The sequence below is a fragment of the Rugamonas fusca genome, from assembly GCF_014042365.1.
Taxonomy (GTDB): Bacteria; Pseudomonadota; Gammaproteobacteria; order Burkholderiales; family Burkholderiaceae_D; genus Rugamonas; species Rugamonas fusca.
Window position 1 is genome coordinate 682,539 of sequence record NZ_JACEZS010000001.1, and the last position, 26,393, is coordinate 708,931.

Here is a 26,393-nt window from a genome sequence, read left to right on the forward strand (position 1 = left end):
TATACACAGATAAAGTCATGGCCCAATTACCCGATCATTTAGACCTGCACCTGATCCGCATCCTGTACCTGCTGCTGTGCGAAAAGAACGTCTCGCGCGTGGCACTCAAGCTGGACCAGCCGCAGCCTTCCATCTCCGCCTCGCTGCGCAAACTGCGTGAATTGACGGGCGATCCGCTGCTGGTACGCGGTGGACGGGGCATGGTGCCGACCCAGCACGGCGAGAGCTTGAAGAAGCCCGCCAAGCGCATCCTGGACGAGGTGGGACAGCTGTTTTTGCAGAAAACGCCGTTCGCTTCGATGGAGGAAAGCCGCACCTTCCGCATCGGCGCGCCGGACTACCTCGACATCCAATTTTTGCCGACGGTTGTGGCGCGCCTGCGACGCGAATCGCCCAAAAGCCGCATCATCATCCAAAGCCTGGGCGCGGAAGTGGACTCGATCCGCATGCTGTCGGACGGCGATCTGGACCTCATCATCGGCAACTGGCAGGAGCCGCCCGAGCATCTGCACCTGTCGCGGCTGTTCGAAGACCCCATCGTGTGCGCCATGCGCGCCGATTCGCCCTACGCCAAGCGCACCGACGCCAACGAGATGACGGTGGACGACTACCTGAACCTGCCCCACGTGGCGCCCTCGCCCACCCTGCCCGGCTTCCACGGCGTGATCGACAGCTTCCTGGCCGAACATGGGCTCGAGCGCAACGTGATGGTCGAATCAGCCTATTTCAGCCTGATTCCCCACATGCTCACGCAGACGGACCTGGTACTGACGACGGGCCGCCAATACCTGCGCTTCTACGAACGCAACCTGCCGATCAAGGTGTACACGGTGCCGCTGCGCTTCCCGCCGATGCGCTTCTATCAGTTGTGGCACGAACGCGTGCACCAGGCCCCCGAGCACAAGTGGCTGCGCGACCAGATCACCCAAGCCGCCGCCGCCCTCAATGGCAAATAGCAAAATCGGGGACGTAACACGGTTTTTCCGCTTGGGAAAACCGTGTTACGTCCCCGATTTTGCTGACCGTGGCAGGCTGGCAACACTTGCCATATCCGCATGCTGAACCTCCTTATGTTCAGTTGCTTATATATCCGCCCCGCCGTGCCTATACTATTCTTCATATACCAAGGCCGGCGCCAGGTCCCATGCGCCGGTCACGATAGCTGAGGAGACAGGCTGGTGGGGCCGCCTGCACAACAATGACGATCACTCTCGAACACCTGAACCAGTGCACCGCCGAGGAATTCACCCGCCTGCTGCACGGTCTGTACGAACATTCGCCCTGGATACCCGAACGCGCCGCCGCTGGCCGTCCCTACGCCACCGTCACCGCCCTCAAACAGGCGCTGGAACAGGTGGTGCGCCAGGCCTCCGTGGACGAACAACTGGGCCTGGTGCGCGCCCACCCTGAGCTGGCCGGCAAGGCCGCGCTGGCCGGCACGCTGACGGCCGAATCGACCGGCGAACAGGCCAAGGCCGGCCTGACCCAGTGCAGCCCGGAGGAACTGGTGACGCTGCACCGCCTCAACGCGGAATACAACGCGCGCTTCGGCTTCCCCTTCATCCTGGCCGTCAAGGGCCCGACGGGCCATGGCCTCACGCGCCAGGAAATCATCGCCCACTTCACGCGCCGCCTGCGCGCCCAGCGCGATGACGAACTGGCCGAATGCCTGCGCCAGATCGGCCGCATCGCCGCCATGCGGCTGAACGCGCTGATGGACCTGCAGTTCCACTTCGGCCCCACCATCATGGCCTGGGCCGAAATCATCGGCGAATGGAGCGACGATCCCGACAACCTGACCTGCGCCTACATGACGCCTGCCCACCGCAAGACGGCCGGCCAACTGGCTGAGTGGATGACGGAAGCGGGCATGCAAGTGCATATCGACCCGGTCGGCAACGTGGTGGGCCGCTACCTGTCGGATCGCCCCAACGCCAAGACCCTGATGACCGGCTCACACTACGACACGGTGCGCAACGGCGGCAAGTACGACGGCCGCGAAGGCATCCTGCTGCCCATCGCCGTTATCAAATACATGCACGAACGGGGCGAGCGGCTGCCGTTCAACGTGGAGATCGTCGGCTTCTCGGAAGAGGAAGGCGTGCGCTATCAAAGCACCTTCCTGGGCAGTAACGCCATCATCGGCCAGTTCGACATGGCGCTGCTGGACAAATCGGACGCCCAGGGCATCACCATGCGCGAGGCGCTGATCGCGGCCGGCCATGATGTGACGAAGATCCCCGCCATCGGCCGCAAGCCGGAAGATGTGCTGGCCTTCGTCGAGGTCCATATCGAACAAGGCCCGGTGCTGCTGAACCGTGACCTGCCCGTGGGCGTAGTCAGTTCCATCGCCGGCAGTTGCCGCTACCAGGTCGAACTGACCGGCCTGGCCAGCCATGCGGGCACCACGCCCATGAACATGCGCAAGGACGCCGCTGCAGCCGCAGCAGAAATCGTGCTGTTCGTCGAGCAGCGCGCCAGCCAGGCGCCGTCGCTGGTGGGCACCGTGGGCCAGTTGCAGGTGCCCGACGGTTCCGTCAACGTGATCCCCGGCGCCTGCAGGCTGTCGCTGGACATCCGCGCCGCCGACGATGCGACGCGCGATGCGGCCGTGGCCGACATCCTGAACCAGGCCGAGGCCATCTGCGCCCGCCGCCAGGTGGAAATCAAGGTCACCAAGATCATGTCCGCGCCCGCGGCGCCGTGCGCGCCGTGGCTGGTCCGCCAATTCGCCGCCGCCACCGAACGGGCGGGCGTGGAAGTGTTCGAGCTGCCCTCGGGCGCCGGCCACGACGCGATGGCGCTGGCCCGCATGACCGACGTGGCCATGCTGTTCACGCGCTGCGGCAACGGCGGCATCAGTCACAACCCGCTGGAAACCATGACGGCCGACGATGCCGAAGTGTCGGCCCAGATCTTCCTGGACTTCCTGCGCAACTTCCAGCCGAAATCCTGATTGTTTTATCAGACCCAAACGATACAAAAGCAGATTTCTATAATTAATTGAACATAGTAGCCATGGCGGCCCCGATATTGGTGAGGGGGCCGGTGGCTGCTAACCTGTGCAAACAGCATCAGTTCAACAGCGCGGAGCATCCATGTCAGAACCTATCCGATTTTTCTATCGCGGCGAAGTCCACACCGTCGCGCAAGGCGCACCGACCCGTACCCTGCTCCAGCACCTGCGGGAAGACCTGCACTGCACCGGCACCAAGGAAGGCTGCGCCGAAGGCGATTGCGGCGCCTGCACCGTGGTGGTGGCCGAGCTTCAGCCCAATGGCGAAGTGGCCATGCAGTCGGTGAATTCCTGCATCCAGTTCGTCCCCACGCTGGACGGCAAGGCCGTGTTCACCGTGGAAGACCTGCAACAAGCCGACGGCGCGCTGCACCCGGTGCAGGAAGCGCTGGTCGAATGCCACGGTTCCCAGTGCGGCTTCTGCACCCCCGGCTTCGCCATGTCCCTGTGGAGCCTGTACCTGAAGCAGGAAGGCCAGGCCGAGGCGCCCTGCCGCAAGACCATCGATGAAACCCTGTCCGGGAACCTGTGCCGCTGCACCGGCTACCGCCCCATCATCGACGCCGCGCGCCGCATGAGTGAACTGCCGGCCGTACACTTCGACCGCGCCGCGCTCAAGACGGCACTGCAAGCGCTCCAGCGTGACACCATGTTCAGCTACAGCCACGACGGCCAGACTTTCTACGCCCCCCGCACGCTGGCCGAACTGGCCACCCTGCGGGCCGAGAAACCCGCCGCCACCATCGTGGCCGGTTCCACCGACGTGGGCCTGTGGGTGACCAAGCAGATGCGCGACCTGGGCGACATGATCTACGTCCGCATGGTCAAGGAGCTGCACGAGATCGAAGCGCGCGACGGCATGCTGCACATCGGCGCGGCCGTCAACCTGAACGACGCCTACGGCGCCGTCTGCGAACACTACAAGGACGAGCTGACGGAAATGTGGCAGCGCTTCGCCTCCCAGCCTATCCGCAACACGGGCACGCTGGGCGGCAGTGTCGCCAACGGCTCGCCCATCGGCGACTCGGCCCCGTGGATGATCGCGCTGGGCGCGGAGATCGTGCTGCGCAGCGCGCAGGGCCAGCGCGTGCTACTGCTTGAGAAGTTCTACCTCGACTATATGAAGAAAGACTGGCAGCCGGGCGAATTCGTGGAAGCCGTGCGCATTCCGCTGCCGCGCCCGGGCGTCCAGTTCCGTACCTACAAGCTGGCTAAGCGCTACGACCAGGACATCTCCGCCGTCTGTGGCGCCTACGCCATCACGCTGGACGACGCCGGCATCGTGACCGACGCCCACATCGCTTACGGCGGCATGGCCGCCACCTCGCGCCGCGCACCGTTGGCCGAAGCGGCCCTGAACGGCAAGCCGTGGAACGAAGAAAACCTGCAACAGGCCATGGCCGCCCTGGCCAAGGACTACACACCGCTGACGGACATGCGCGCCAGTGCCGACTATCGCATGAAAACGGCCCAGAACCTGCTGCGCCGCTTCTGGCTGGAGACGCGCCCGGACGGCGCCATGCCCATCCAGTCTATCAACGCATTCAACTACGCTGAAGGAGGCGCCGCAGCATGAACAGCAAAACGGAAGCTTTCCTGACCCAGCAAGTACCGATGGCCTGGGCCGAAGTGGGCAAATCCCAAAAGCATGAATCGGCCGTGCTGCACGTGCTGGGCGAAGCCACTTACACCGACGACATCGCCGAAGCGCAAGGCACGCTGCACGCCGCGCTGGGCCTGTCGTCCAAGGCCCACGCAAACATCCTGTCCATGGACCTGGAGCCCGTGCGGCGCATGCCCGGCGTGGTGGCCGTGTACACCCACACGGATATCCCCGGCACCAACGACTGCGGCCCCATCATCCACGATGACCCTATCCTGTCGCCGGGCCTCGTGCAGTATATCGGCCAGCCTATCTTCATCGTCGTCGCAAAGACACACGAGCAGGCGCGCCGCGCCGCCCGCAAGGCCGTGATCGAATACGAGGAACTGCCCGCCATCCTGACTCCGCAGGCCGCGCGCGATGCGCAATCGTTCGTGGTGCCGCCCATGCATCTGGCGCGCGGCGACGCGCAGGCTGCGTTCGAACGCTCGACGCATCGCCTCAAGGGGGAGCTGCAAGTGGGTGGCCAGGAGCAGTTCTACCTGGAAGGCCAGATCGCCTACGCGGTGCCGAAGGAAGGCGACGGCATGCACGTCTACTGCTCGACCCAGCATCCGACCGAGATGCAGCACGTGGTGGCGCACGCCCTGCACCGCCATTCGCACGACATCGTGGTCGAGTGCCGCCGCATGGGTGGCGCGTTCGGCGGCAAGGAATCGCAATCGGCATTGTGGGCCGCCTGCGCCGCCATCTCGGCCGCGCGCCTGAAGCGCCCCGTCAAGCTGCGCGCCGACCGCGACGACGACATGATGGTGACGGGCAAACGCCACTGCTTCTGGTACGAATACGAGATCGGCTACGGCGACGATGGCCGCATCACGGCCGCCAAGGTGCAGATGGTGTCGCGCGCCGGCTTCTCGGCTGACCTGTCGGCCCCGGTCGCCACCCGTGCCGTCTGCCACTTCGACAACACCTATTACCTGGGCGACGTCGATATCCGCGCCATGTGCGGCAAGACCAACACCCAGTCCAACACGGCCTTCCGTGGCTTCGGCGGCCCGCAGGGCGCCATCGCCATCGAATACATCGTGGACGAGATCGCGCGCAACCTGGGCATGGATGCGCTGGATGTCCGCAAGATCAACTTCTACGGCCGCAACGACGAGGAAGGCCGCAACGTCACGCAATACGGCCAGAAGATCGTCGACAACGTGATCCACGAACTGGTGGAACAACTGGTCAGCGAGAGCGACTACCGCAAGCGCCGCGACGAAATCAACGCCTTCAACGCCACCAGTCCCGTGCTCAAGCGCGGCCTGGCGCTCACGCCAGTCAAGTTCGGCATCGCGTTCAACGTCACCCACTTCAACCAGGCCGGTGCGCTGGTGCACGTGTACACGGACGGCTCGGTGCTGGTCAACCACGGCGGCACCGAGATGGGCCAGGGCATCAACACCAAGGTGTGCCAGGTAGTGGCCCATGAACTGGGCATCCCACTGGACATGGTGCGCGCCAGCGCCACCAACACCAGCAAGGTGGCCAATACCTCGGCCACGGCCGCATCCACGGGTGCAGACCTGAACGGCAAGGCCGCGCAGGACGCCGCCCATACGATCCGCAAGCGGCTGGCCGAATTCGCCGTCAAGCTGCATGGCGGCGCGGTGGAGGACGTGCGCTTCGAGGCTGGCCAGATTATCGTCAATGGCAGTGCCGTGCCCTTCCCTGAGCTGGTGCAGAAGGCCTACATGGCGCGCGTCCAGCTGTGGTCGGACGGCTTCTACGCCACGCCGGGCCTGCATTGGGATCCGAAAACGATGAGCGGCAATCCGTTCTCGTACTATGCCTACGGCGCTTCGGTGTCGGAAGTAGTGGTCGATACACTGACAGGCGAATGGAAGCTGCTGAAGGTGAACGCGCTTTACGACGCGGGCCAGTCGCTGAACCCGGCGCTCGACGTGGGCCAGGTGGAAGGCGCCTTCGTACAGGGTATGGGCTGGCTCACCACCGAGGAACTGTGGTGGAATGCGAGCGGCAAGCTGATGACGCACGCACCGTCCACCTACAAGATCCCCGGCGTGTCGGACTGCCCGGAGAATTTCGATATCCGCCTGTTCAAGAACCGCAACGTGACCGACAGCATCCACCGCTCCAAGGCGGTCGGCGAACCGCCGCTGCTGCTGCCGTTCTCCGTGTTCCTGGCCATCCGCGATGCCTGCTCCAGCGTGGCGAACCACAAGTTCAACCCGCCGCTGCGCGCACCCGCCACCAGCGAAGCGATCCTGAACGCCATCAGCGCCGTGCAGGAACTGGCGCAAGGCTGAACGACATGGCCAGCGATCTGTCCTCTCCGACCAATGCCCTGGTGGCCGCCGCCGCGCTGGCCGAGCCGCGCGTGCTGGTGACGGTTGCTCAGGTGGCCGGTTCGGCGCCGCGCGAACCGGGCGCCAAGATGCTCATCACCCAGGATGGCGCCTACGACACCATCGGCGGCGGCCACCTGGAAATGCGCGCCACCGACATCGCCCGTGAGATGCTGGCCATGCCGGCCGACGCGCTGCCCGCGCAGCGGCGGCTGGAACGCTTCCCGCTCGGCCCCAGCCTGGGACAGTGCTGCGGTGGCGTCGTGCATCTGGCGTTCGAGCGCATCATGCCCGACGCGGACGCGCATTTCGCCGCGCTGGTGCGGCGCAAAGGCGAAGGACAGGATAGCTGGCGCCTGCTGCCGCTGGGCTGCACGGAGGCTGCCAGTACCTACGACGCGGCTGGCCTGCGCCTGTCCGGCAACGGCCCCGCCCTGCTGCCGCTGCCCGGCCCCGGTGTCGAGTGCAAGCTGCGGCTGGACGACGACGGCCGCCAGTGGCTGCTCGACTCCTGCCTGCCGTACCGTCCGCGCCTTTATCTGTTCGGCGCCGGCCACGTGGGCGCGGCCATCGTGCGCGCGCTCGCGGAACTGCCGTGCCAGGTGGTGTGGATAGACGAACGCGAGGACATGTTCCCGTCCACGCTGCCGGCCAACACCCGCATCGAAGCGACCGACACGCCGGAAGCCGTCATCGAGCAAGCGCCGGCCGGCGCCAGCTTCCTCGTGCTCACCCACAGCCACGCGCTGGACCAGCAATTGTCCGAACAAATCCTGCGCCGTACCGACTTTACGTGGTTTGGCCTGATCGGATCGGCCACCAAGCGTGTACAATTCGAGCGACGCCTGCGCGAGCGGGGCATTCCGGCCGAGCGCATGGCGGACATGACCTGCCCGATCGGCCTGCCCGGCATCCGCGACAAGGCGCCCGCCGTCATCGCCGTCTCGGTGGCCGCGCAACTGATGCAAGTGTGGGAGGCCGCAGCACTCGCATCGCCAACGCAAACGAATACGACTTTGGCCGACACGCCAGCCCAGGACCACGCATGCATCGCCTGATTTCTTCCATTTCGCCCGTCACGCAGGCGTTCTCACTCTCCGGCAGCGCCGGGGCGGGAGCGCCGCATCGCTGTACATCCCTCTAGCCGCCGCGCTAGCTTCAACACATTCAAGCACCGATGGCCCGCGCGCATGCGCGAAGACCGTCAGCGACCACCTGCGTCACGCACTAACGAATTTCGGAACGATCATGGCAAACACTCAAACCTTCCAGGCTTACCGCGCCAGCCTGCTGCACTTTAACGACGACCCGGCCTACCACGCCAACGCGCACCGCTGGCACGAGGATGGCCTGCTGATCGTCAACGACGGCAAGGTCCACATGGCCGGCGACTACGCCCAGCTGGTGCACCTGCTGCCCGAGGGTACGCCCGTACACGACTACCGGGGCAAGCTGATCACGCCCGGCTTCATCGACACCCACGTCCACTACCCGCAGACGGACATGATCGCCTCGCCCGCACCGGGCCTGCTGCCATGGCTGGAAAAATACACCTTCCCCACCGAGCGCAAGTTCGCCGATCCAGACCACGCCACCAACGTGGCCAGCTTCTTCCTCGATGAACTGACCCGCTGCGGCACCACCACGGCCATGGTCTACTGCACCGTGCATCCGCAATCGGTGGACGCCTTCTTTGGCGAGAGCGAAAAGCGCAACCTGCGCATGGTGGCCGGCAAGGTGCTGATGGATCGCCATTGCCCCGATTTTCTGCGAGATACCGCCGGATCGGGCGTGCGTGAAAGCGAGGAGCTGATCAAGCGCTGGCACAAGCGGGGCCGCCAGCTGTACGCCATCACGCCGCGTTTCGCGCCCACCTCCACGGAAGCCCAGCTGGAACTGGCTGGCGCGCTGGCCAAGGCCTACCCGGACACCTTCCTGCAAACCCACGTGGCCGAGAACACCGACGAAGTGGCCTGGGTCAAATCGCTGTTCCCCAACGCCCGCAGCTACATGGACGTGTACGACCACTACGGCATGCTGCGCCCGCGTTCCATGTACGCGCACTGCATCTGGCTCGACGACGCCGACCGTGTCCGCATGGCCGCCACCCAGTCCGCCATCTCGATCTGCCCCACGTCCAACCTGTTCCTGGGCAGCGGCCTGTTCGACTTCGAGCGTGCCGACGCGGCGCAGGTACCGCTGTCGCTGGCCACCGATGTGGGCGGCGGCACCTCGTTCTCCATGCTGCAGACGATGAACGAGGCCTACAAGGTGGCGCGCATGGGTGGCACCTATTTGCAAGCGATGCGCATGTTCTACCTGGCCACGCTGGGCGGCGCGCGCAGCATGCAACTGGAAGGGACGATCGGTAATTTTGCGCCGGGCGCGGAAGCGGATTTCGTGGTACTCGATCCGAAGGCGACGCCCCTGCTGGCGCGCCGCACGGAGCGCACCGACAGCCTGGAAGAACTGCTGTTCGCCATCGCGCTGCTGGGCGACGACCGCACGGTGGCGGCCACCTACGCAGCAGGCAAGGCCGTGCACCAGCGCCAGCAATGACCATGGACCGAATTTCCAGCGAATGCCGGGACGCGCAGGCCCCGGCCGGCGTCACCAGCGCGGCGGAATGGCAAACCCGGATCGACCTGGCCGCCTGCTACCGGCTCTGCGCCCTGTACGGCTGGGACGACGTGATCTACACCCACATCACGGCCGCCGTACCGGACCAGCCGGGACACTACCTGATCAATCCGTTCGGCCTGCGCTTCGATGAGGTGCGCGCCTCCAACCTGGTCAAGGTCGACCGGGAAGGCGTGGTCGTGTGCCGTTCGGGGCATGCCATCAATCGGGCCGGTTTCGCGTTGCACGCGGCCGTGCATGGCGCGCGGCCGGAGCTGGGCTGCGTCATGCACCTGCATAACGCCAACGCCATCGCCGTGGGCGCGCAGCAGGATGGTTTGCTGCCGCTGTCGTCGCACGCGCTGCGCTTCTATCAGCAACTGGGCTACCACGACTACGAGGGCCTGGTTCTGACGCCATCCGAAGCGACACGGCTGGTGGAACGGCTGGGCGCCTATCCGGCCCTGCTGCTGCGCCACCACGGCTCGCTCGTGTGCGGCCGCACGGTGGCCGAGGCATTCGTCCGGATGGAGACGCTGGACAAGGCTTGCGGCTTGCAGCTCAAGGCCCAGTCGGGCGGCGTGCCTTTACACACCCCGCCGCACGACATTTGCGTGCAGGCCCAACGCGACCTGGAGGCGGGCGGCGCGCCAGAAGGCGCCCTGGAATGGCCTGCGCTGCTGCGCAAGCTCGATCAACTCAGCCCCGGATACCGTGGCTGAACCAACATCACAAGGAGGAGACATCATGCCCACCATTAACGTCCAGGTCTTCGAAGGCCGCACGCTGGAACAGAAGCGCGCCTTCGTCAAGGCCGTCACGGAAGCGACCGTGCAAACGCTGGGCGCCACGCCTGAATCGGTGGACATCATCATCCACGAGCTGAAAAAGGAAGACTGGGCCACGGCCGGCCGCCTGTGGTCGGACCGGACCTGAGCTGGCGCCGCCCGGCCCAGCCAGGTCTATAATCTCGCTTCGACAAGAATTGACGGGGACGCAGATGGCCTGGCTGGTTTTTAAATACTTGATGACTTCCGCAGTGGTGGTGGCCGTTTCCGAGTTCGCCAAACGCAGCGACAAGCTGGGCGGGCTGGTCGCCGCGCTGCCGATGGTGACCTTCCTGGCGCTGATCTGGCTGCACGTTGAACATCAACCGGAACAGAAGATCGCCAACCACGCGTGGTACACCTTCTGGTACGTGGTCCCCACGCTGCCCATGTTCCTGGCGTTCCCCGCCCTGCTGCCGCGCATCGGCTTCTGGCCCACGCTGCTCGCCTGCGCCGCGATCACAATCGCCTGCTTTGGCGCGTTCGCGTTCGTCGTGCGCCGGTTCGGCATCGACCTGCTGTAAGCCCGGCCGGGGCAACCGCCCGCTCAGCCCCACACCACGGCGCGTTGTTCACCGTACCAGTCCGCCATGCGCTCCGCAGCCTGCGCCTCGATCTTGCGCCGCTTGATCTTCAAGGTCGGCGTGAGACAGCCATTTTCAATCGACCATGGATCATGTGCCACCACCAGCATCTGCAGGCGCTCATAGCTGGGCAACTGCGCGTTGACGTCCTTGAGCATCAACAGCAGCTCCTCCTCCATGCGCATGCGCTCGGCCGGATCGCCCAACTGGCTGCGTAAATGCTCGGCCAGCACCACCAGCGCATAGGCCGCCGGCTGCCCCACCCCGGTCACCATCGATTGTTCCACCATCGGATGGGCGTTGATCAGGTTTTCGATCGGAGCCGGCGCCACGTACTTGCCCTTGGCGGTCTTGAACACTTCCTTGAGCCGGCCCGTCAGCTTCAGCAAACCGTCTTCACGCCGTTCGCCCTGGTCGCCGGTGCGGAAAAAGCCGTCGGCGGTAAAGCTCTCAGCGTCCAGGTCGGGCCGCTTGTAGTAGCCGACCATGCGGCCGGGTGACTTGATCAGCACTTCATGGTCATCGCTGATGCGCACTTCCACGCCTTCAAACGGAATGCCCACGTACCCTGGCGCGTTATGCTCGGCCGTGGAAATATGCGACAGCGCGAAATCCTCGCTCATGCCATATCCTTCCATCAGGTTCAGGCCAAGCCGGCGATACCACGCGATCAGTTCCGGCGGCGTGGGCGCCGAACCGCTGCCGGCCAGCCGCACATGGCCCAGCCCCAGTCCGGCCAGCACCTTATGGCCAACCAGTTTGCCCACGAGCGGAATACCCAGCAGGACGTCCAGCACCTTGGGCGGTATCTTCTCGAACACGCCAAGCTGGAACTTGAGCCACAGCCGGGGCACGGACAGGAACAAGGTGGGGCGGGCACGCTTGATGTCATCGACAAAAGTGCTCAGGCTTTCGGCGAAAAAGACATGGCAACCGGCCACCAGGCTGCAGCATTCGATATACGAGCGTTCGACCACGTGCGCCAGCGGCAGGTAGGACAGGTAACGGTCATCCGGCCCGCAATCGACGGTCTGCGTCATGATTTCGGCCGCTCGCGTCACGTTGGCGAAGCAGTGCATCACCCCTTTGGGCTGGCCCGTGGAACCCGAGGTGTACACCAGCATGGCCAATTCATCCCCGCCGCGCGCCACCCTGCCCGCCAGCGGCGCCTGGGCCGCCACGGCCGCATCCCAACTGGCGCCCGCATGCTCCGGCGCCAGTGGGAAGGCGATGCGCGGCAGCGTAGCGGGTACGCCTTCGGCCTGGTGTTCCCAATTATCGAGCTTGCCGACGAAAATCAGCTTACTCTCGCTGTGTTCGAGCACGAAACGTATCGTGTCCGGTTCCTCGGTGGGGAAGATCGCCACGGTGGCGCAGCCAGCCATCCAGATCGCCAGTTCAGCCATAAAACTGTGGGCGCAATTCTTCGACAGGATGGCAATGTGGCTGCCCGCCTCCAGTCCCGACGCGCGCAGGTGGGCGGCCATGCGCCGCGCCTGATCCATGCATTGCGCCCAGGTGTAGTCGATCACCTGGCCGCCGCCTACGGGTTGGGTCAGATAGACCTTGTCCGGCGTGGCCTGCTCATGCTCGTAGGCGTAATCGAGCAGCGTCTTGGTGGGCGTAGCGTTCATGGGTATTCGCTCCTCCGGCCTGGGTCGGCATGACCGCGGCGCATGACTGCCGCTGTGGCGCGGCTATATGCTCATGCTGCCACGAAAAAATTGCCAAAGCAACAGCATCAGATCAAGCGCGGGCCCTTATGTGCCCTGCTCCAGCCTGCGTTTCAACGCCTGCAGCACATCGGCAAAGTCACCCGTGACCATGGGGCCGAATTCGGCCGCCGCCGGCCCGGTGATCTCGGTGCTGTACGAAACCCGGGTCCGCCCCGGCTCCACGGCGGCAATGCGGTGATGGACGACCACCCGCGTACCATCGACGACCGTTTCGTCCGTAAATCCCACGTTTTCCTCCACGCTCAGCAGGGTGCTGGTGAACGGCTCCGAGCCCGGCGGCTGCATGTCGAACGTGGTGCCCGGCGCGAATGGCCCGTGGATGGCGATGCGTTCGATGCCGGCGTTCCACTGCTTCCAGCCCGGCACGTCGGCGAACAAAGCCCACACCTGGGCCGGGGTTGCGGTCGTTTCCATGCTCTCTTCATGCGTCCACATGACTATCCTTTCGATCAGGTTGATGGGCCCGGACGGGCACGATCATATTGTCATGTCAACATTAATTAAGCAACATCCTTTTTCGACGTGAGCGCCAGCACCAACCACACGGACAACACGAATGGCAGCGTGTAGAAATCCACTCCCAAGGCGGCGCAGGCGGCGCACAGGGCGATACTGGCCACGCCGCCGGCGCAGCGCCAGCGCCAGTGCCGTTCATGGACCGACAATCCCAGCAAGGCCAAGGCGCTGTTGACGCCCGCGCCGGTCGCCATGGCCGCCGGCGGCATGGCCGGCGCCACCAGCGGCGCGAGCGCCATGGCGCCCCACGCCAACGCCGCACCGCCCAGGCTCCACGCGCCAAGCTGCCAACGCCCGCGCGCCAGCGCCGCGCACAACAGCATCCCCAGCGCCGCCAGGCCGACGAAGCTGGCTTGCCCGATCGCGCAGAATACATACGCGAGCGGCGCCATGCCGCATCCCGCCACTGCCCCCGTTCCATGCGGCGCCAGGCCAAGCGCTGGTCCAGTGGCGCCGGACAGCCACATCACGAGCACGAACGGGAAGGTCAGCGGCGGCCAGCCCCGGCGCGTCATGGCGCGGGACAGCAAGGCCGTCACGATGCCCGTCAACGTGATCCAGCACAGCAGCGCCACATTGCACTGCCAGAAAACGCACAAACCCGTCCCGCCCAAGGCGCCATTGAAGCCGTATGTGCCGGCCTCACGCTCGGCGCGCGGAAAGTCCAGTGCCCACGCCGTGCCGCTGGCGGCGCCCACGCCCAGCAGGCAACCGGCCGCCAGGGCCGGCGCCGTCAGGTACAGGCATCCCAGCAGCAGCGCCCCGAACAGCGGCGAGGACTGGAAGTAGATCTGGCCGATGCCGGCCAACGGCGCGCGCATCAGGCCGCGGCCGCGTCCTGGGTGGGCCAGATCCGGGCGATGCGCAACAGGTTGGTGCTGCCCGGCTGGCCAAACGGCACCCCGGCCGTGATGGCGATCTGGTCCCCCGGCTTGGCGAAACCTTCCGTCAGCGCAGCCTGGCAGGCCGCAGCTACCATGCGCGCTTCGTTGCGCACGTCGGGGCTGACGGTGGTGTGGACGCCCCAGGCCAGCGCCAGCCGCCGCGCGGTGGAGAGGTTGGGCGTGATGCTGAGGATGGGCGCCATCGGCCGCTCGCGCGCCGCGCGCAGGCTGGTGTGGCCGGAGCTGGTGTAGGTCACCGTGACCACGGCGCCCAGGATGCCGGTCACGTCACGCAGCGCCGAGCAGATCGCGTCACCACTGTTGGGCAGCGGCGCCTGGTTCTGCGCCGCGATCATCTGCCGGTACAACGGGTCTTTCTCCACTTCGCCGATGATGCGGTCCATGATGCTGACGGCCGCCGTGGGATAGGCACCGCTGGCCGATTCTGCCGACAGCATCACCGCGTCGGCGCCGTCGTAGATGGCGCTGGCCACGTCGGAAGCCTCGGCGCGGGTGGGCACGGGCGAGGAAATCATCGATTCCAGCATCTGGGTCGCGATCACGATAGGCTTGCCGTGCTGGCGGCAGGTGCGCAGGATGCGCTTCTGTACGCCCGGCACGCGCTCGGGCGGCAGCTCCACCCCGAGGTCACCGCGCGCTACCATGACGGCATCCGAAGCGGCCACGATGGCGTCGAGGCCATCCAGCGCGGCCGGCTTTTCCAGCTTGGCCAGCAAGGCGGCACGGTTGCCGATGATGGCGCGCGCCTGGTGCAGGTCTTCCGGCCGCTGCACGAACGACAGCGCCACCCAGTCCGCCCCCATGTCCAGCGCGAAGTCCAGGTCGCGCAAGTCCTTTTCTGTCAGCGCGGGGATCGGCAGCACCACGTCGGGCACGTTGACGCCCTTGCGGTCCGACAGCACGCCGCCGGTCACCACACGGGTGCGGATGGCACGCCGGTCGGCGCTGCGGCCAAGCACCGCCAGCCGCAGCTTGCCGTCGTCCAGCAATAGCGACTGGCCAGCGTCGATCACCTCGAACAGTTCCGGGTGCGGCAGGCAGACCCGCGTGGCGTCGCCGGGCGTTGGATCGCGGTCGAGCGTGAATTCCGCGCCTTCGGCCAGCGTCACCTTGCCGGCGGCGAACTGGCCCACCCGCAGCTTGGGGCCTTGCAGGTCGGCCAGGATGGCGATGGGCCGCCCAACCTCACGCTCGATCCGGCGCACGATGTCGCAGCGGGCCTGATGGTCGGCATGGCTGCCGTGGCTGAAATTGAAGCGGAACACGTCCGCTCCCGCATCGAACAGGGCCTGGATCGCTTCTTTGGTACTGGTGGCTGGGCCGAGCGTGGCCACGATCTTGGCCTGGCGTTGACGTCGCATGTTGTCTCCGTTATTTGTCTTGATTGGTCTGGGCCGGACTTACAGCACCAGCACGGCGCGGAAGTCGTTGACGTTGGTGCGGGTCGGGCCGCTCACCACCAGGTCGTCGAGCGCGCTGAAGAAGCCGTAGCCGTCGTTGTTCTCCAACAGGGTGCGGGCGCGCAGGCCCTTGTCGGCGGCACGTGCCAGCGAATCCGGTGCGTACAGTGCGCCGGCGTTGTCTTCCGAGCCATCGATGCCGTCCGTATCGCAGGCCACGGCGTGGATGCCGGGATGGCCATCGAGTGCCACTGCGAGGCTGAGCAGGAATTCCGCGTTACGCCCGCCGCGCCCGGAACCGCGTACCGTCACCGTCGTCTCGCCGCCGGAGATGATGACGCAAGGCCGCTGGAACGGCTGGCCGCGCGTGGCCACCTGTTTAGCCATGGCCGCGTGGACGATGGCCACGTCGCGCGCTTCGCCTTCGATGCCGTCGGACAGGATGTAGGGCGTGATGCCTGCCGCGCGCGCATGCTCGGCTGCCGCTTCCAGCGCGTCCTGCGCGATGGCGATCACGTGGTGTGCATTGCGGGCGAAGCGGGGATCGTCTGGCTTGGGCGTTTCGCCGGCACCCGTCTCCAGGTGCTCGCGCACGCTGCCGGGGATCTCGATGCCATATTTGCGCAGCACGGCCAGCGCGTCGGCGCAGGTGGTCGGATCAGGCAAGGTGGGGCCACTGGCGATCACGCCGGGGTCGTCGCCCGGCACGTCCGAGATCAGCAGCGTGACCACGCGCGCGGGCGCGCAGGCCAGCGCCAGCCGTCCGCCCTTGATGGCCGACAGGTGCTTGCGCACGCAGTTCATCTCCGAGATGGTGGCGCCGCTCTTGAGCAGCGCGCGGTTGACGGCCTGCTTCTGTTCCAGCGTGATGCCGGGCGCGGGCAAGGCCAGCAGCGACGAGCCGCCGCCCGAGATCAGGCACAGCACCAGGTCATTCTCGCTCAGGCCCTTCACCATCTCCATCATGCGGCCGGCCGCGCGCCGTCCCGCCTCGTCGGGCACCGGATGGGCCGCCTCGATCACTTCAATGCGCTGGCAATCGACGCCATGCTCGTAGCGCGTGACGACCAGGCCGGAAAGTTCGCCCTTCCAGTGCTGCTCGACGGCGCGCGCCATGGCGGCCGCGCCCTTGCCGGCGCCGATCACCAGCGTGCGGCCATTGACGGGCGGCTCAGGCAGATAGGCCGGCAGGCACTTGGCCGCGCTCACAGCGTCCACCGCGCTGCCATACAGGTCCAGGAGGAATTGACGTGGATTCAAGGTACTCATCCGGTGTGCTTTCTAAAAAAATGCGGCGGCCGTCAGGTGCAGGGAGTTGCGGACCGCCGCATGCAAGGTAACAAGGCCAGGGTCGCGATCAGGCTTCCGCGATCTGGTGGTTGGACATGATCTCGATGGCGCGGCACAGGGCCGAGTGGTCCATGCCGCCCAGGCCATGGGCGGCGCAGGCGTTCATCAGCTCCTGCGCCATGGCCGTGTTCGGCAGGGACACCCCCATCGCCTTTGCGCCCTGCAGTGCCAGGTTCAAGTCCTTCTGGTGCAGTTCGATGCGGAAGCCGGGGTTGAAGGTGCGCTTGACCATGCGCTCGCCGTGCACTTCGAGGATGCGCGAGTTGGCGAAGCCGCCCATCAGCGCCTGGCGCACCTTGGCTGGATCGGCGCCAGCCTTGGACGCGAACAGCAGCGCCTCGGCCACGGCCTGGATGTTGAGCGCCACGATGATCTGGTTGGCCACCTTGGTGGTCTGGCCGTCGCCATTGCCGCCCACCAACGTGATGTTCTTGCCCATCAGTTCAAACAGGGGCTTCACGGTCTCGAACGCCTGTTCCGAACCGCCCACCATGATGGTCAGCGAAGCGGCCTTGGCGCCCACTTCACCGCCCGAGACGGGCGCATCGAGGTATTCGCAGTCCAGCGCGTTGATCTTTTTGGCAAACTTCTTGGTTTCGATGGGCGAAATCGAGCTCATGTCGACCACGATGGTGCGCGGGCGCAGGCCTTCGGCCACGCCCTTTTCACCGAACAGGGCCGCTTCCACGTGAGGCGTATCGGGCACCATGATGATGATGATGTCCGACCGCATGGCCACTTCGGCGGCCGAGGTGCAGACCGTGGCGCCGCCTTCGATCAGGGCGAACGGCGGGTTCTTGATATCGTGCAGGAACAGCTTGTGGCCACCGTTCAGCAGATGCTGCGCCATTGGTGCGCCCATGATACCCAGACCAATAAATCCAACTCGAGACATGATGTATTCCTTTGCTAGTGTGATGTGTGGAACGTTCTGTTACAGGCCATGGGCGGCGCGCCAGCCCAGTCCTTCCGTGGTGGTGGTGCTCGGCTTGTATTCGCAGCCTATCCAGCCGTCGTAGCCGAACGCGGTCAGCTGGTCGAACAGGAAGCGGTAGTTGATTTCGCCCGTACCCGGCTCGTTGCGGCCGGGGTTGTCGGCCAGCTGCACGTGGCGGATCAGCGGCAGGTTGGCCTTGATGGTGTTCGCCAGCTCGCCCTCCATGCGCTGCATGTGGTAGATGTCGTACTGGATGAACAAGTTGTCCGACCCCGTTTCCGCAATGATGCGGGCGGCCTGGCTGGTGCGCGACAGGAAGAAGCCGGGAATATCGAAGGTGTTGATCGGCTCGATCAGCAACCGGATGCCTTCCTCCTTCAGCGCGGCGGCCGCGAACGTGAGGTTGGCTACCACCGTGCGGTGCGCCGTCTCCTGGCTCACGCCGGGCGGGACAATGCCGACCAGGCAGTTCAGCTGCTTGACACCCAGTTGTTTGGCGTAGCTGATGGCGGTGTGCACGCCGGCCCGGAATTCGTCCACCCGGTCCGGATGGCAGGCGATGCCGCGCTCGCCGGCTTCCCAGTTACCGGCCGGGAGGTTGTGCAGTACCAGTTCCAGCTTGTTGTCCTTCAGGCGCTGGGCCAGGTCCCTGGCCTCGTAGGCATACGGGAACAGGAATTCCACGCCTTCAAAGCCGGCCTTGGCGGCCGCTTCAAAGCGGTCCAGGAACGGGACTTCGTTAAACAACATGGTCAGGTTGGCGGCCAGTTTGGTCATTTTTCTTCCTTTCGTAGCGGGTCGTGGCGATTCAATCGAGCAGCGCGATGGCGGTCGGCGCATCCGAGGCTTTCAGCGCCAGCTCTTCGAATTCGTTGATGTTGTTGATGTCCACGCCCATGGCGATGTTGGTGACGCGCTCCAGGATCACTTCCACCACCACTGGCACCTTGAACTCCTCCATCCAGTCGCGGGCTTGCGTGAACGCGGCCGGCAGGTCGTCGGCGTTGGTGACGCGGATCGCCTTGCAGCCCAGGCCTTCTACCACGGCCACGTGATCGACGCCGTAGCCGTTCAGTTCCGGCGCATTGATGTTCTCGAACGCCAGCTGCACGCAGTAATCCATGTCGAAGCCGCGCTGCGACTGGCGGATCAGGCCCAGGTAGGAGTTATTCACCACCACGTGCAGGTAAGGCAGCTTGAATTGCGCACCCACGGCCAGCTCCTCGATCATGAACTGGAAGTCGTAGTCGCCCGAAATGGCCACCACCTTGCGCTGCGGATCGGCCGCAGCCACGCCCAGCGCGGCCGGAATGGTCCAGCCCAGCGGACCGGCCTGGCCGCAGTTGATCCAGTGGCGCGCGTTGTACACGTGCAGGAACTGGGCGGCGGCGATCTGCGACAGGCCGATGGTGCTGACGTAGCAGGTATCGCGGCCAAACGCCCGGTTCATCTCCTCGTACACGCGCTGGGGCTTGACGGGCACCTGTTCGAAGTGGGTCTTGCGCTGCATGGTGCGCTTGCGGTCCTGGCACTGGGCCACCCAGGCCGAGCGGTCTTTCAGCTTGCCGGCCGCCTTCCATTCGGTGGCCACTTCGATCATGAGCTTGAGCGCCGCGCCGGCGTCGGACACGATGCCGAAGTCCGGGCCGAACACGCGGCCGATCTGGGTCGGTTCGATATCGATGTGGACGAATTTGCGGTCCTTGGTGTAGACCTCGATCGAGCCCGTGTGGCGGTTGGCCCAGCGGTTGCCGATGCCGAACACGAAATCGGACGCCAGCAAGGTGGCGTTGCCGTAGCGGTGGCTGGTCTGCAGGCCGACCATGCCCACCATCAGCCGGTGGTCGTCCGGAATGGCGCCCCAGGCCATCAGGGTCGGGATCACGGGGATGCCGGTCAGCTCGGCGAACTGCACCAGCAGGTCGGACGCATTGGCGTTGATGACGCCTCCGCCGGCCGTGATCAACGGGCAGTCCGCCTCATTCAGCATGGCCAGCGCCTTTTCAATCTGGGCGCGGGTAGCCTTGGGCTTGTAGGCTTCCAGCGACTGGTAGGTGTCCGGATCGAATTCGATCTCGGCCATCTGCACGTCGAACGGCAAGTCGATCAGCACGGGGCCGGGACGGCCGGAACGCATGATGTGGAAGGCTTGCTGGAACACCATCGGCACCAGCGCCGGCTCACGGACGGTCACGGCCCACTTGGTCACGGGCTTGGCGATCGACTCGATATCGACGGCCTGGAAATCCTCCTTGTACAGGCGGGCGCGCGGCGCCTGGCCCGTAATGCAGAGGATGGGTATGGAATCGGCTTGGGCCGAATACAGGCCCGTGATCATGTCCGTACCGGCCGGACCGGAGGTGCCGATGCACACGCCGATGTTGCCGGCCCTGGCGCGGGTATAGCCCTCGGCCATGTGCGAAGCGCCTTCCACGTGGCGCGCCAGGATGTGCTTCGCGCTGCCCTGCTTCTTCAACGCCGCGTAGAATGGGTTGATCGCGGCGCCCGGTACACCGAATACCTGGTTCACGCCCTCTTTTTCCAAAACGATTGCTGCTGCCTGCGCTGCCGTCATGCGTGCCATGCTGTACTCCCTTGTATGTGTAAGGATTGACTGATGAATGGATGCTACCGGCAAAAAGCGGCGGTGATAAGAAGACAAACTCTCGCTTTATTCGATACTGGAAATATCGAATAACTGTGGAATAATGGGGGTATGGACAAACTCACCCAAATCGAAGCCTTCGTCGAAGTGGCTGAAAAGGGCAGCCTGGTGCGGGCCGCGCTGGGTCAGCACATCACGCCCGTGATGCTGGGCCGCCGTATCGACGCGCTGGAAAAGCGCCTGGGCGTGAAGCTGATGCACCGGACCACGCGGCACCTGACGCTGACCGAACAAGGCACCTTGTATCTCGATCATTGCCGCAAGCTGCTGGCCGACCTGGGGCATGCGGACCGCATGGTGTCCGAAGGCCGTCATCGCGCGACCGGCCACCTGACCGTGTCCGCGCCGGCCGCGTTCGGGCGCAAGCACGTGGCGCCGCACGCGGCGGGCTTTGTGCGCGCCCACCCGGACGTGCAGATTTCATTCAACCTGACGGACCGCGTGGTGGACCTGGTGCGCGATGGTTATGACGTCGGCATCCGTATTGGTGGCGTGATCGATCCCAGCTTCGTGGCAGTCAAGCTGGCCAGCAACCGGCGCGTGGTATGTGGCACGCCGGAATACTTCGAGCGCCACGGCATCCCGCGCACGCTCGACGACCTGGCCAACCACAACTGCCTGGCCTTCAACCTGCAGGGCGGCCAGCAACGGGGCTGGTATTTCCGGGACCAGGGCAAGCAGGTGACGGTACGGGCGGACGGCAACCTCAACTGCAACGACGGCGAACTGCTGCACCGCTGGGCGACGGAAGGACTGGGCCTGGCGTGGCGCTCATCGTGGGAAATCCAGGCCCAACTGGCCTCAGGTGAACTGATCACGGTGCTCGACGACTACGCCCTGCCCCAATACGACATCATGGCCGTCTACCCGCAGCAGCGCCACCTGCCGGCCAAGGTCCGGTTCTTCATCGACATGCTCAAAGAAGTCTACGCGCGGCCAGACTACTGGCTACGATAAAATCGGTGTCAGGTCTGTCATTTGGACACAAGGAGCATATCTTTGAGTTCAATCAACCGGTGCTAAGCTCGGATATGATATGCGGTGGCTCATTATCGCAACTGTCACGTACACAAAGGCCCATCATGAGAAAACTCAAAAGTGTGCCGCAACTGTCCAAATGACAGACCTGACACCGAAGTTTGTCACCGAAGTTATCCCCCTTGCGGCGATATGCAAAGGGAAGTAGTCTCACGCATGGGTTCCGCGCTCAGGGGAACCAGTCATTCAAGAATCACGGAGACAGATATGAAAAAGATAACCGGCTCGCGCCGCACCATGCTGGCAGGCTCGCTGGCCGCCGCGGCAGGCGCCCTCGCCGGCACCGTGGCCTCGGCTGCGCCCGCCACGGCCAAGCCGACCGCCTACAAGGCCCTGTTCCAGGTCAGCGACGACGATCCCAAGAAATGGAACCAGACCCTCAACAACATCAAGAACCTGCAGCAGGATCTGGGCGCGGCCAACGTCACCATCGAGGTGGTCATCTTCGGCCCGGGCATCGGCATGGTGAAGATCGAGTCGGAAGTGGGCAACCGTGTCCAGGAAGCGATCGACGCCAAGGTGTCGGTGCTGGTGTGCCAGAACACCATGCGCGGCGCCCACCTGACGCCGGAGGACATGCAGGCGCGCGTCGGCTACGTGCCGGCCGGCGTCGGTGAGATCGTCCGCCGCCAGGCCGAAGGCTATGCCTATATCCGCTCCTGATCACACCTCCACGACCAGCTTGCCGCAGGCCGCATTGCGCTCCATGAGCGCGTGCGCCTCGGGTAACTGATCCAGCCCGAACACCCGCCCCAGGCGCGGACGCAAGCGCCCCGCCTCCACCATCCGCACGATCGTCTGCATCGGCACGGCGCTTAGTGGAAACCGGGGGCCGCCGAATTCGAAACTGCCGAAAAAGCTCAATTGCACGCCGCTGGGCATCTGGCTGAGCGGATTGAAGCCTTCCACCGGCGCCATTCCGCCCAGGAAGCCGGCCAGGCACACCCTGCCACCCGGACGCGCGGCCCGCATCGAATCGAGCACCGTGCTGTTCCCGACCAGGTCGAGCACGGCGTCGAATGGCTCGCCGTCCCAGGCGGAATCGGCAAGCGCACCTTCGGCTACGATCACGGATTCCACGCCCATTTCCAGCAGCGGCGCCTTGTGGGACGTTTGGCGCGTCGTCGCGCTCACGCGCGCGCCCAATTGCAGCGCCAGGTCGATGGCGGCCGCGCCCAGGCTGGAGGTGCCGCCACGCACCAGCAAGCGCTGGCCCGGCAGCAGGGCCAGGTTGCCATGCAGGCAGGTCCAGGCCACCGCATAGGATTCCGGCAGGGCCGCCAAGACCGCCCAGTCCAGCACACTGTCGATCGGAACGACATTCTCGCGACGGACTGCGACGTACTCCGCATAGCTGCCATTCGCGGTCCGCCCCATGCCGCCCATGCAGGCCATCACCGTCTGCCCCGGCGCCAGCACGCCGCTTGGATCATCCTTCACTACGCCCACGCACTCGATGCCGCTGATCGGCGCCGCATCGCCCCATTCGCCCCGCCGCATATACAACTCCGCCCGATTCAGGCCGAACGCTCTTACTTCAATCAGCACATCGCCGGCCCCGGGAGCCGGCAGATCGACCTCACGCGGCACCAGCACTTCCGGCCCGCCATACGCTTTCCGTACCATCGCTTTCATTGCATTGACTCCTGTAGTGGTTGAACAAGGCATCAGCTTATAGCGAGAAAGTTGAAATAAAAATCACGAATAGTCGACAATCATTGTAGACTTCTCCTAATTTGCATTCTTGCTGCCCCAACGCATGTCCGAACCCACCCTCCTGCAACTGCAATGCTTCGTCGCACTGGCTGAACAGGGCAGCTTTGCGGCCGCCGCCGAACGCCTGCACCGCACCCACCCCACCGTCCACGCGGCCGTGAAGGCGCTGGAGCAGCAGTTGGGACTGGTGCTGCTGGATCGCGGCGGCTACCGCGTAGCGCTGACGGCCGAAGGCGCGAGCTTCCTTCCCCGCGCCCAGCTGTTCCTGCGCGAGTACGGCGAGCTGCGGCGCGGTGCGCTTCAACTGGCCAATGGCGAAGAACCTGAGCTGCGCATCGTCGTCGGCGACCTGTGCCCGCTGCCCGCCACCATGGCGTCGCTGGCGCCATTCTTCGCGCAGCGCCCCGGCACCCGACTGACGCTGTTTGCGGAGGCCATCAGCGGGCCATGGGAACGGCTCGCACGCGGCGAGTGCGACCTGATCTTGCATCACCGGAACGCGCCGTCGCCCCGCTACGAATCGCTGCCGCTGTACACGGTCACGCTGGTGCCCGTGGCGGCGCCGGCGTTTCTCCGCCGCTTGGGCACCCAACCGTTGGGGCCACAGCAGCTGCGGGGACAGATGCAATGTGTGATCCGCGACTCCAGCTCCCGCCCGGAAGAGGCGAACTACCACCTGCTCGACGGCGCACACACCTGCAGCGTGCCAGACCAGGCGATGAAGCGCGAGCTGATCGTACAGGGCATGGCCTGGGGCCACCTGCCGCTGCATCTGGTGAGCGACGACCTCGCGGCCGGCCGCCTGCGCTCGCTGGAAAGCGAACAGTTGCCCGCCACCTCGCTGGAACACTACGCCACGCGCCGGCGCGACACGGCACATGGCCCCGTGGCGCGCGCCTTGTGGGAACACCTCAACACTTAACCGAGGCTTAATCACCGCCCGCAGAACACCAGCAGAACGCCGCGCAGGCTCGTGTGCGGTTACAATGCCGCCTCCTTCGCATCAAGTACAGGTCCGCAAGGGTGCGCCACGCCACGCGCGCGGGCCGATAGAATCGACATGAAATCACTCCCTCTCACCGCACTGGCGCTGGCACTGGCCATCGTCCACGGCGGCGCCCTGGCCCGTACCGCTCCCGAACGCACATGGAATACCTCTGCCGAATTGGGCGCCATCGCCACCTCCGGCAACACCGTCGGCGCCTCCATCACCGGCAAGATCGACGCCAAACAGGAACTGCAAGACTGGAGCAACGAATACATCGCCAGCGGTTATTTCAAGGAGGACGAAAACCGCAACGCCGCCGGCCAGACCGTGCGCGAGCGCTCGGCGGAACGCTATTCGCTGTCGGCCAAGGCGGCTTACAAACTGCTGGAAGAAGGCGAAAAGATGTTCGTGCTCGGCTCCCACGTGGGCGACCGCTTCGGCGCCTACAGCAGCTTCTCCACTTTCGGCGTCGGTCACGGCTCGCGCTGGTACACGGACGAAGACAAGACGGTGGACGTGGAAATCGGTCCCGGCTACTTCAGCGGCCGGCGCGCCGGCGGCGACGTGGAAAAGGGCTTCACCATCCGTGGCGCGGCCGCGCTCAAATGGCAGGTCAGCGACGCCGCCGTCTTCACCCAGAACCTGAGCGTGGAACGGGGCACCTCCAACGTGCACTCGCTGGCCGAGTCGGCGCTGCGCACCAAGATCAACAGCACCATGCAGATGAAGGCCGCCTTCAGCGTGCGCAACGATACCGACGTCCCGGCCGACAAGAAAAACACCGATACGCAGACCTCGGTCACGCTGGTCTATTCGTTCTGAGACCCGCCATCCCCGCTTATCGTCGCATTATTTGCTATCATTCCGCACCCAACTATTCCGGACACCCCCATGAGCACTCCACGCATTTTCGGCACCCCACTCTCCCCCTCGGCCACCAAGGTCATGCTGCTCGGCTCCGGCGAGTTGGGCAAGGAAGTGATCATCGCGCTGCAACGCCTGGGCGTGGAAGTGATCGCCGTGGACCGCTACCCGAACGCGCCGGGCCACCAGGTGGCGCACCGCGCCCACGTGATCAACATGGCCGATGGCGCGGCGCTTGCCGCCCTGATCGAACAGGAACAGCCGGACCTGATCGTGCCTGAAATCGAAGCCATCGCCACCGACACGCTGGCCGCGCTGGAACAAGCCGGCAAGATCACCTGCATCCCCACGGCGCGCGCGGCCCAGCTGACCATGAACCGCGAGGGCATCCGCTGCCTGGCCGCCGAGACGCTGGGCCTGGCCACCTCGCCGTACCGCTTCGCCAGCAGCCTGGCCGAGCTGGAGGCGGCCTGCGGCCAGATCGGCTTCCCGTGCGTGATCAAGCCCGTCATGTCCTCCTCCGGCAAGGGCCAGTCCAAGATCGACAGCGCGGCCGAAGTGAAGGCGGCCTGGGACTATGCCGCCGCCGGCAGCCGGGTCGACGCCGGCCGCGTGATCGTGGAAGGCTTCATCGACTTCGACTACGAAATCACGCTGCTGACGGTGCGCTCGCTGGGCGCCGACGGCCAGATCGAAACCAGCTTCTGCGAACCGATCGGCCACCTGCAGGTGCATGGCGACTACGTGGAATCGTGGCAGCCCTGCCGCATGAATCCCGTGGCGCTGGAACGCGCGCGCGACATCGCCCGCAAGGTCACGTCCAACCTGGGCGGCATGGGCGTGTTCGGCGTGGAGCTGTTCGTCAAGGACGACATGGTGTGGTTCTCGGAAGTGAGCCCCCGTCCGCACGACACGGGCATGGTGACCATGGCCAGCCAGGTGCAAAGCGAATTCGAACTGCACGCCAAGGCCATCCTCGGCCTGCCCGTCAACGTGGCGCTGCGCGCGCCGGGCGCCTCGGCCGTGATCTACGGCCAGCACGAGGCGAAGGCGATCGCGTTTGAGGGCGTGGCCGACGCGCTACGTGTACCGGGCAGCGATATCCGCCTGTTCGGCAAGCCCGAGTCGTTCGCGCGCCGCCGCATGGGCGTGGCACTGGCCACGGCGGACGACGTGGAGACGGCCCGTGTACGCGCCAGGGAAGCGGCGTCGCGCGTCAAGCCCGTGCTGTCGAAGTAAGGGCCTGCGGGACGGACGGTCGCCCCTCCC

23 protein-coding genes are annotated in these 26,393 nt (G+C 65.4%); 14 read left to right on the forward strand and 9 right to left on the reverse strand.

Features of this window, described 5'->3' with window-relative positions; translation table 11 throughout:
• Positions 1-17: 17 nt before the first annotated feature.
• The 9 genes from H3H36_RS02975 (at position 18) to H3H36_RS03015 (ending at position 10,949) form a co-directional block, all read left to right on the forward strand.
• On the forward strand, positions 18-956 hold the full coding sequence (locus H3H36_RS02975) for a LysR family transcriptional regulator (protein WP_182213796.1): 939 nt from the start codon (positions 18-20) through the stop codon (positions 954-956).
• Between the two features lie 242 nt (positions 957-1,198).
• Positions 1,199-2,956 carry an allantoate amidohydrolase gene (locus H3H36_RS02980; protein WP_182213799.1) on the forward strand — a complete coding sequence of 586 codons (1,758 nt, stop codon included), beginning with the start codon at positions 1,199-1,201 and terminating at the stop codon, positions 2,954-2,956.
• Positions 2,957-3,098: 142 nt separating this feature from the next.
• Positions 3,099-4,592, forward strand: a complete 1,494-nt coding sequence (xdhA, locus tag H3H36_RS02985) for a xanthine dehydrogenase small subunit (protein ID WP_182213802.1) — start codon at positions 3,099-3,101, stop codon at positions 4,590-4,592.
• Positions 4,589-6,940, forward strand: a complete 2,352-nt coding sequence (gene xdhB / locus H3H36_RS02990; protein WP_182213805.1) for a xanthine dehydrogenase molybdopterin binding subunit — start codon at positions 4,589-4,591, stop codon at positions 6,938-6,940. Before xdhA ends, xdhB begins: the two co-directional genes overlap by 4 nt.
• Positions 6,941-6,945: 5 nt before the next feature.
• The gene (xdhC, locus tag H3H36_RS02995) at positions 6,946-8,037 is read left to right on the forward strand and encodes a xanthine dehydrogenase accessory protein XdhC (protein WP_182213808.1); all 1,092 of its coding nucleotides are present in this window, start codon (positions 6,946-6,948) and stop codon (positions 8,035-8,037) included.
• Between the two features lie 190 nt (positions 8,038-8,227).
• A complete protein-coding gene (guaD, locus tag H3H36_RS03000; protein WP_182213810.1) occupies positions 8,228-9,538 on the forward strand; it encodes a guanine deaminase in 1,311 nt (436 codons plus the stop codon).
• A gap of 2 nt (positions 9,539-9,540) precedes the next feature.
• On the forward strand, positions 9,541-10,320 hold the full coding sequence (locus H3H36_RS03005) for a class II aldolase/adducin family protein (protein WP_182213812.1): 780 nt from the start codon (positions 9,541-9,543) through the stop codon (positions 10,318-10,320).
• Between the two features lie 25 nt (positions 10,321-10,345).
• On the forward strand, positions 10,346-10,534 hold the full coding sequence (locus tag H3H36_RS03010) for a 4-oxalocrotonate tautomerase (RefSeq protein WP_182213814.1): 189 nt from the start codon (positions 10,346-10,348) through the stop codon (positions 10,532-10,534).
• 64 nt (positions 10,535-10,598) lie between these two features.
• Positions 10,599-10,949, forward strand: a complete 351-nt coding sequence (locus H3H36_RS03015) for a DUF3147 family protein (protein WP_182213816.1) — start codon at positions 10,599-10,601, stop codon at positions 10,947-10,949.
• Between the two features lie 23 nt (positions 10,950-10,972).
• Here the strand turns inward: H3H36_RS03015 and H3H36_RS03020 are convergent, their stop codons facing one another.
• From H3H36_RS03020 to gcl, 8 genes are all read right to left on the reverse strand, one after another.
• On the reverse strand, positions 10,973-12,643 hold the full coding sequence (locus H3H36_RS03020) for an AMP-binding protein (protein ID WP_182213818.1): 1,671 nt from the start codon (positions 12,641-12,643) through the stop codon (positions 10,973-10,975).
• A 126-nt stretch (positions 12,644-12,769) separates the two neighbouring features.
• Positions 12,770-13,180: an SRPBCC family protein gene (locus H3H36_RS03025; protein ID WP_182213820.1), complete on the reverse strand. Its 411-nt coding sequence runs from the start codon at positions 13,178-13,180 to the stop codon at positions 12,770-12,772.
• Between the two features lie 65 nt (positions 13,181-13,245).
• On the reverse strand, positions 13,246-14,082 hold the full coding sequence (locus H3H36_RS03030; RefSeq protein WP_182213823.1) for an urea transporter: 837 nt from the start codon (positions 14,080-14,082) through the stop codon (positions 13,246-13,248).
• Positions 14,082-15,527: a pyruvate kinase gene (pyk, locus tag H3H36_RS03035; RefSeq protein ID WP_182213826.1), complete on the reverse strand. Its 1,446-nt coding sequence runs from the start codon at positions 15,525-15,527 to the stop codon at positions 14,082-14,084. The genes H3H36_RS03030 and pyk overlap by 1 nt, the downstream gene beginning before the upstream one ends.
• Positions 15,528-15,566: 39 nt before the next feature.
• Complete coding sequence (locus H3H36_RS03040; RefSeq protein ID WP_182213828.1) at positions 15,567-16,835, reverse strand: glycerate kinase type-2 family protein; 1,269 nt, start codon at positions 16,833-16,835, stop codon at positions 15,567-15,569.
• Positions 16,836-16,923: 88 nt separating this feature from the next.
• Positions 16,924-17,811 (reverse strand): 2-hydroxy-3-oxopropionate reductase, encoded by an 888-nt coding sequence (locus tag H3H36_RS03045; RefSeq protein WP_182213830.1) that lies wholly within the window; start codon positions 17,809-17,811, stop codon positions 16,924-16,926.
• Positions 17,812-17,850: 39 nt separating this feature from the next.
• On the reverse strand, positions 17,851-18,630 hold the full coding sequence (hyi, locus tag H3H36_RS03050; protein ID WP_182213832.1) for a hydroxypyruvate isomerase: 780 nt from the start codon (positions 18,628-18,630) through the stop codon (positions 17,851-17,853).
• Between the two features lie 31 nt (positions 18,631-18,661).
• Complete coding sequence (gcl, locus tag H3H36_RS03055; protein ID WP_182213835.1) at positions 18,662-20,437, reverse strand: glyoxylate carboligase; 1,776 nt, start codon at positions 20,435-20,437, stop codon at positions 18,662-18,664.
• A 132-nt stretch (positions 20,438-20,569) separates the two neighbouring features.
• Here gcl and H3H36_RS03060 point away from each other — a divergent pair, with 132 nt between their 5' ends.
• Both H3H36_RS03060 and H3H36_RS03065 read left to right on the forward strand, forming a co-directional pair.
• Positions 20,570-21,475, forward strand: coding sequence for a LysR family transcriptional regulator (locus H3H36_RS03060; RefSeq protein ID WP_182213837.1), 906 nt, complete (start codon positions 20,570-20,572; stop codon positions 21,473-21,475).
• 288 nt (positions 21,476-21,763) lie between these two features.
• Positions 21,764-22,219, forward strand: a complete 456-nt coding sequence (locus tag H3H36_RS03065) for a DsrE family protein (RefSeq protein ID WP_182213840.1) — start codon at positions 21,764-21,766, stop codon at positions 22,217-22,219.
• Here the strand turns inward: H3H36_RS03065 and H3H36_RS03070 are convergent, their stop codons facing one another.
• Positions 22,220-23,191 (reverse strand): zinc-binding dehydrogenase, encoded by a 972-nt coding sequence (locus H3H36_RS03070; RefSeq protein WP_182213842.1) that lies wholly within the window; start codon positions 23,189-23,191, stop codon positions 22,220-22,222.
• Between the two features lie 124 nt (positions 23,192-23,315).
• Here H3H36_RS03070 and H3H36_RS03075 point away from each other — a divergent pair, with 124 nt between their 5' ends.
• The 3 genes from H3H36_RS03075 (at position 23,316) to purT (ending at position 26,363) form a co-directional block, all read left to right on the forward strand.
• Entirely contained in the window at positions 23,316-24,194 is an 879-nt protein-coding gene (locus H3H36_RS03075; RefSeq protein WP_182213844.1) for a LysR family transcriptional regulator, read from the forward strand.
• Positions 24,195-24,332: 138 nt separating this feature from the next.
• The gene (locus H3H36_RS03080) at positions 24,333-25,082 is read left to right on the forward strand and encodes a DUF481 domain-containing protein (protein WP_182213847.1); all 750 of its coding nucleotides are present in this window, start codon (positions 24,333-24,335) and stop codon (positions 25,080-25,082) included.
• Positions 25,083-25,151: 69 nt separating this feature from the next.
• Positions 25,152-26,363, forward strand: coding sequence for a formate-dependent phosphoribosylglycinamide formyltransferase (purT, locus tag H3H36_RS03085; RefSeq protein ID WP_182213849.1), 1,212 nt, complete (start codon positions 25,152-25,154; stop codon positions 26,361-26,363).
• The last annotated feature ends 30 nt before the right edge of the window (positions 26,364-26,393 follow it).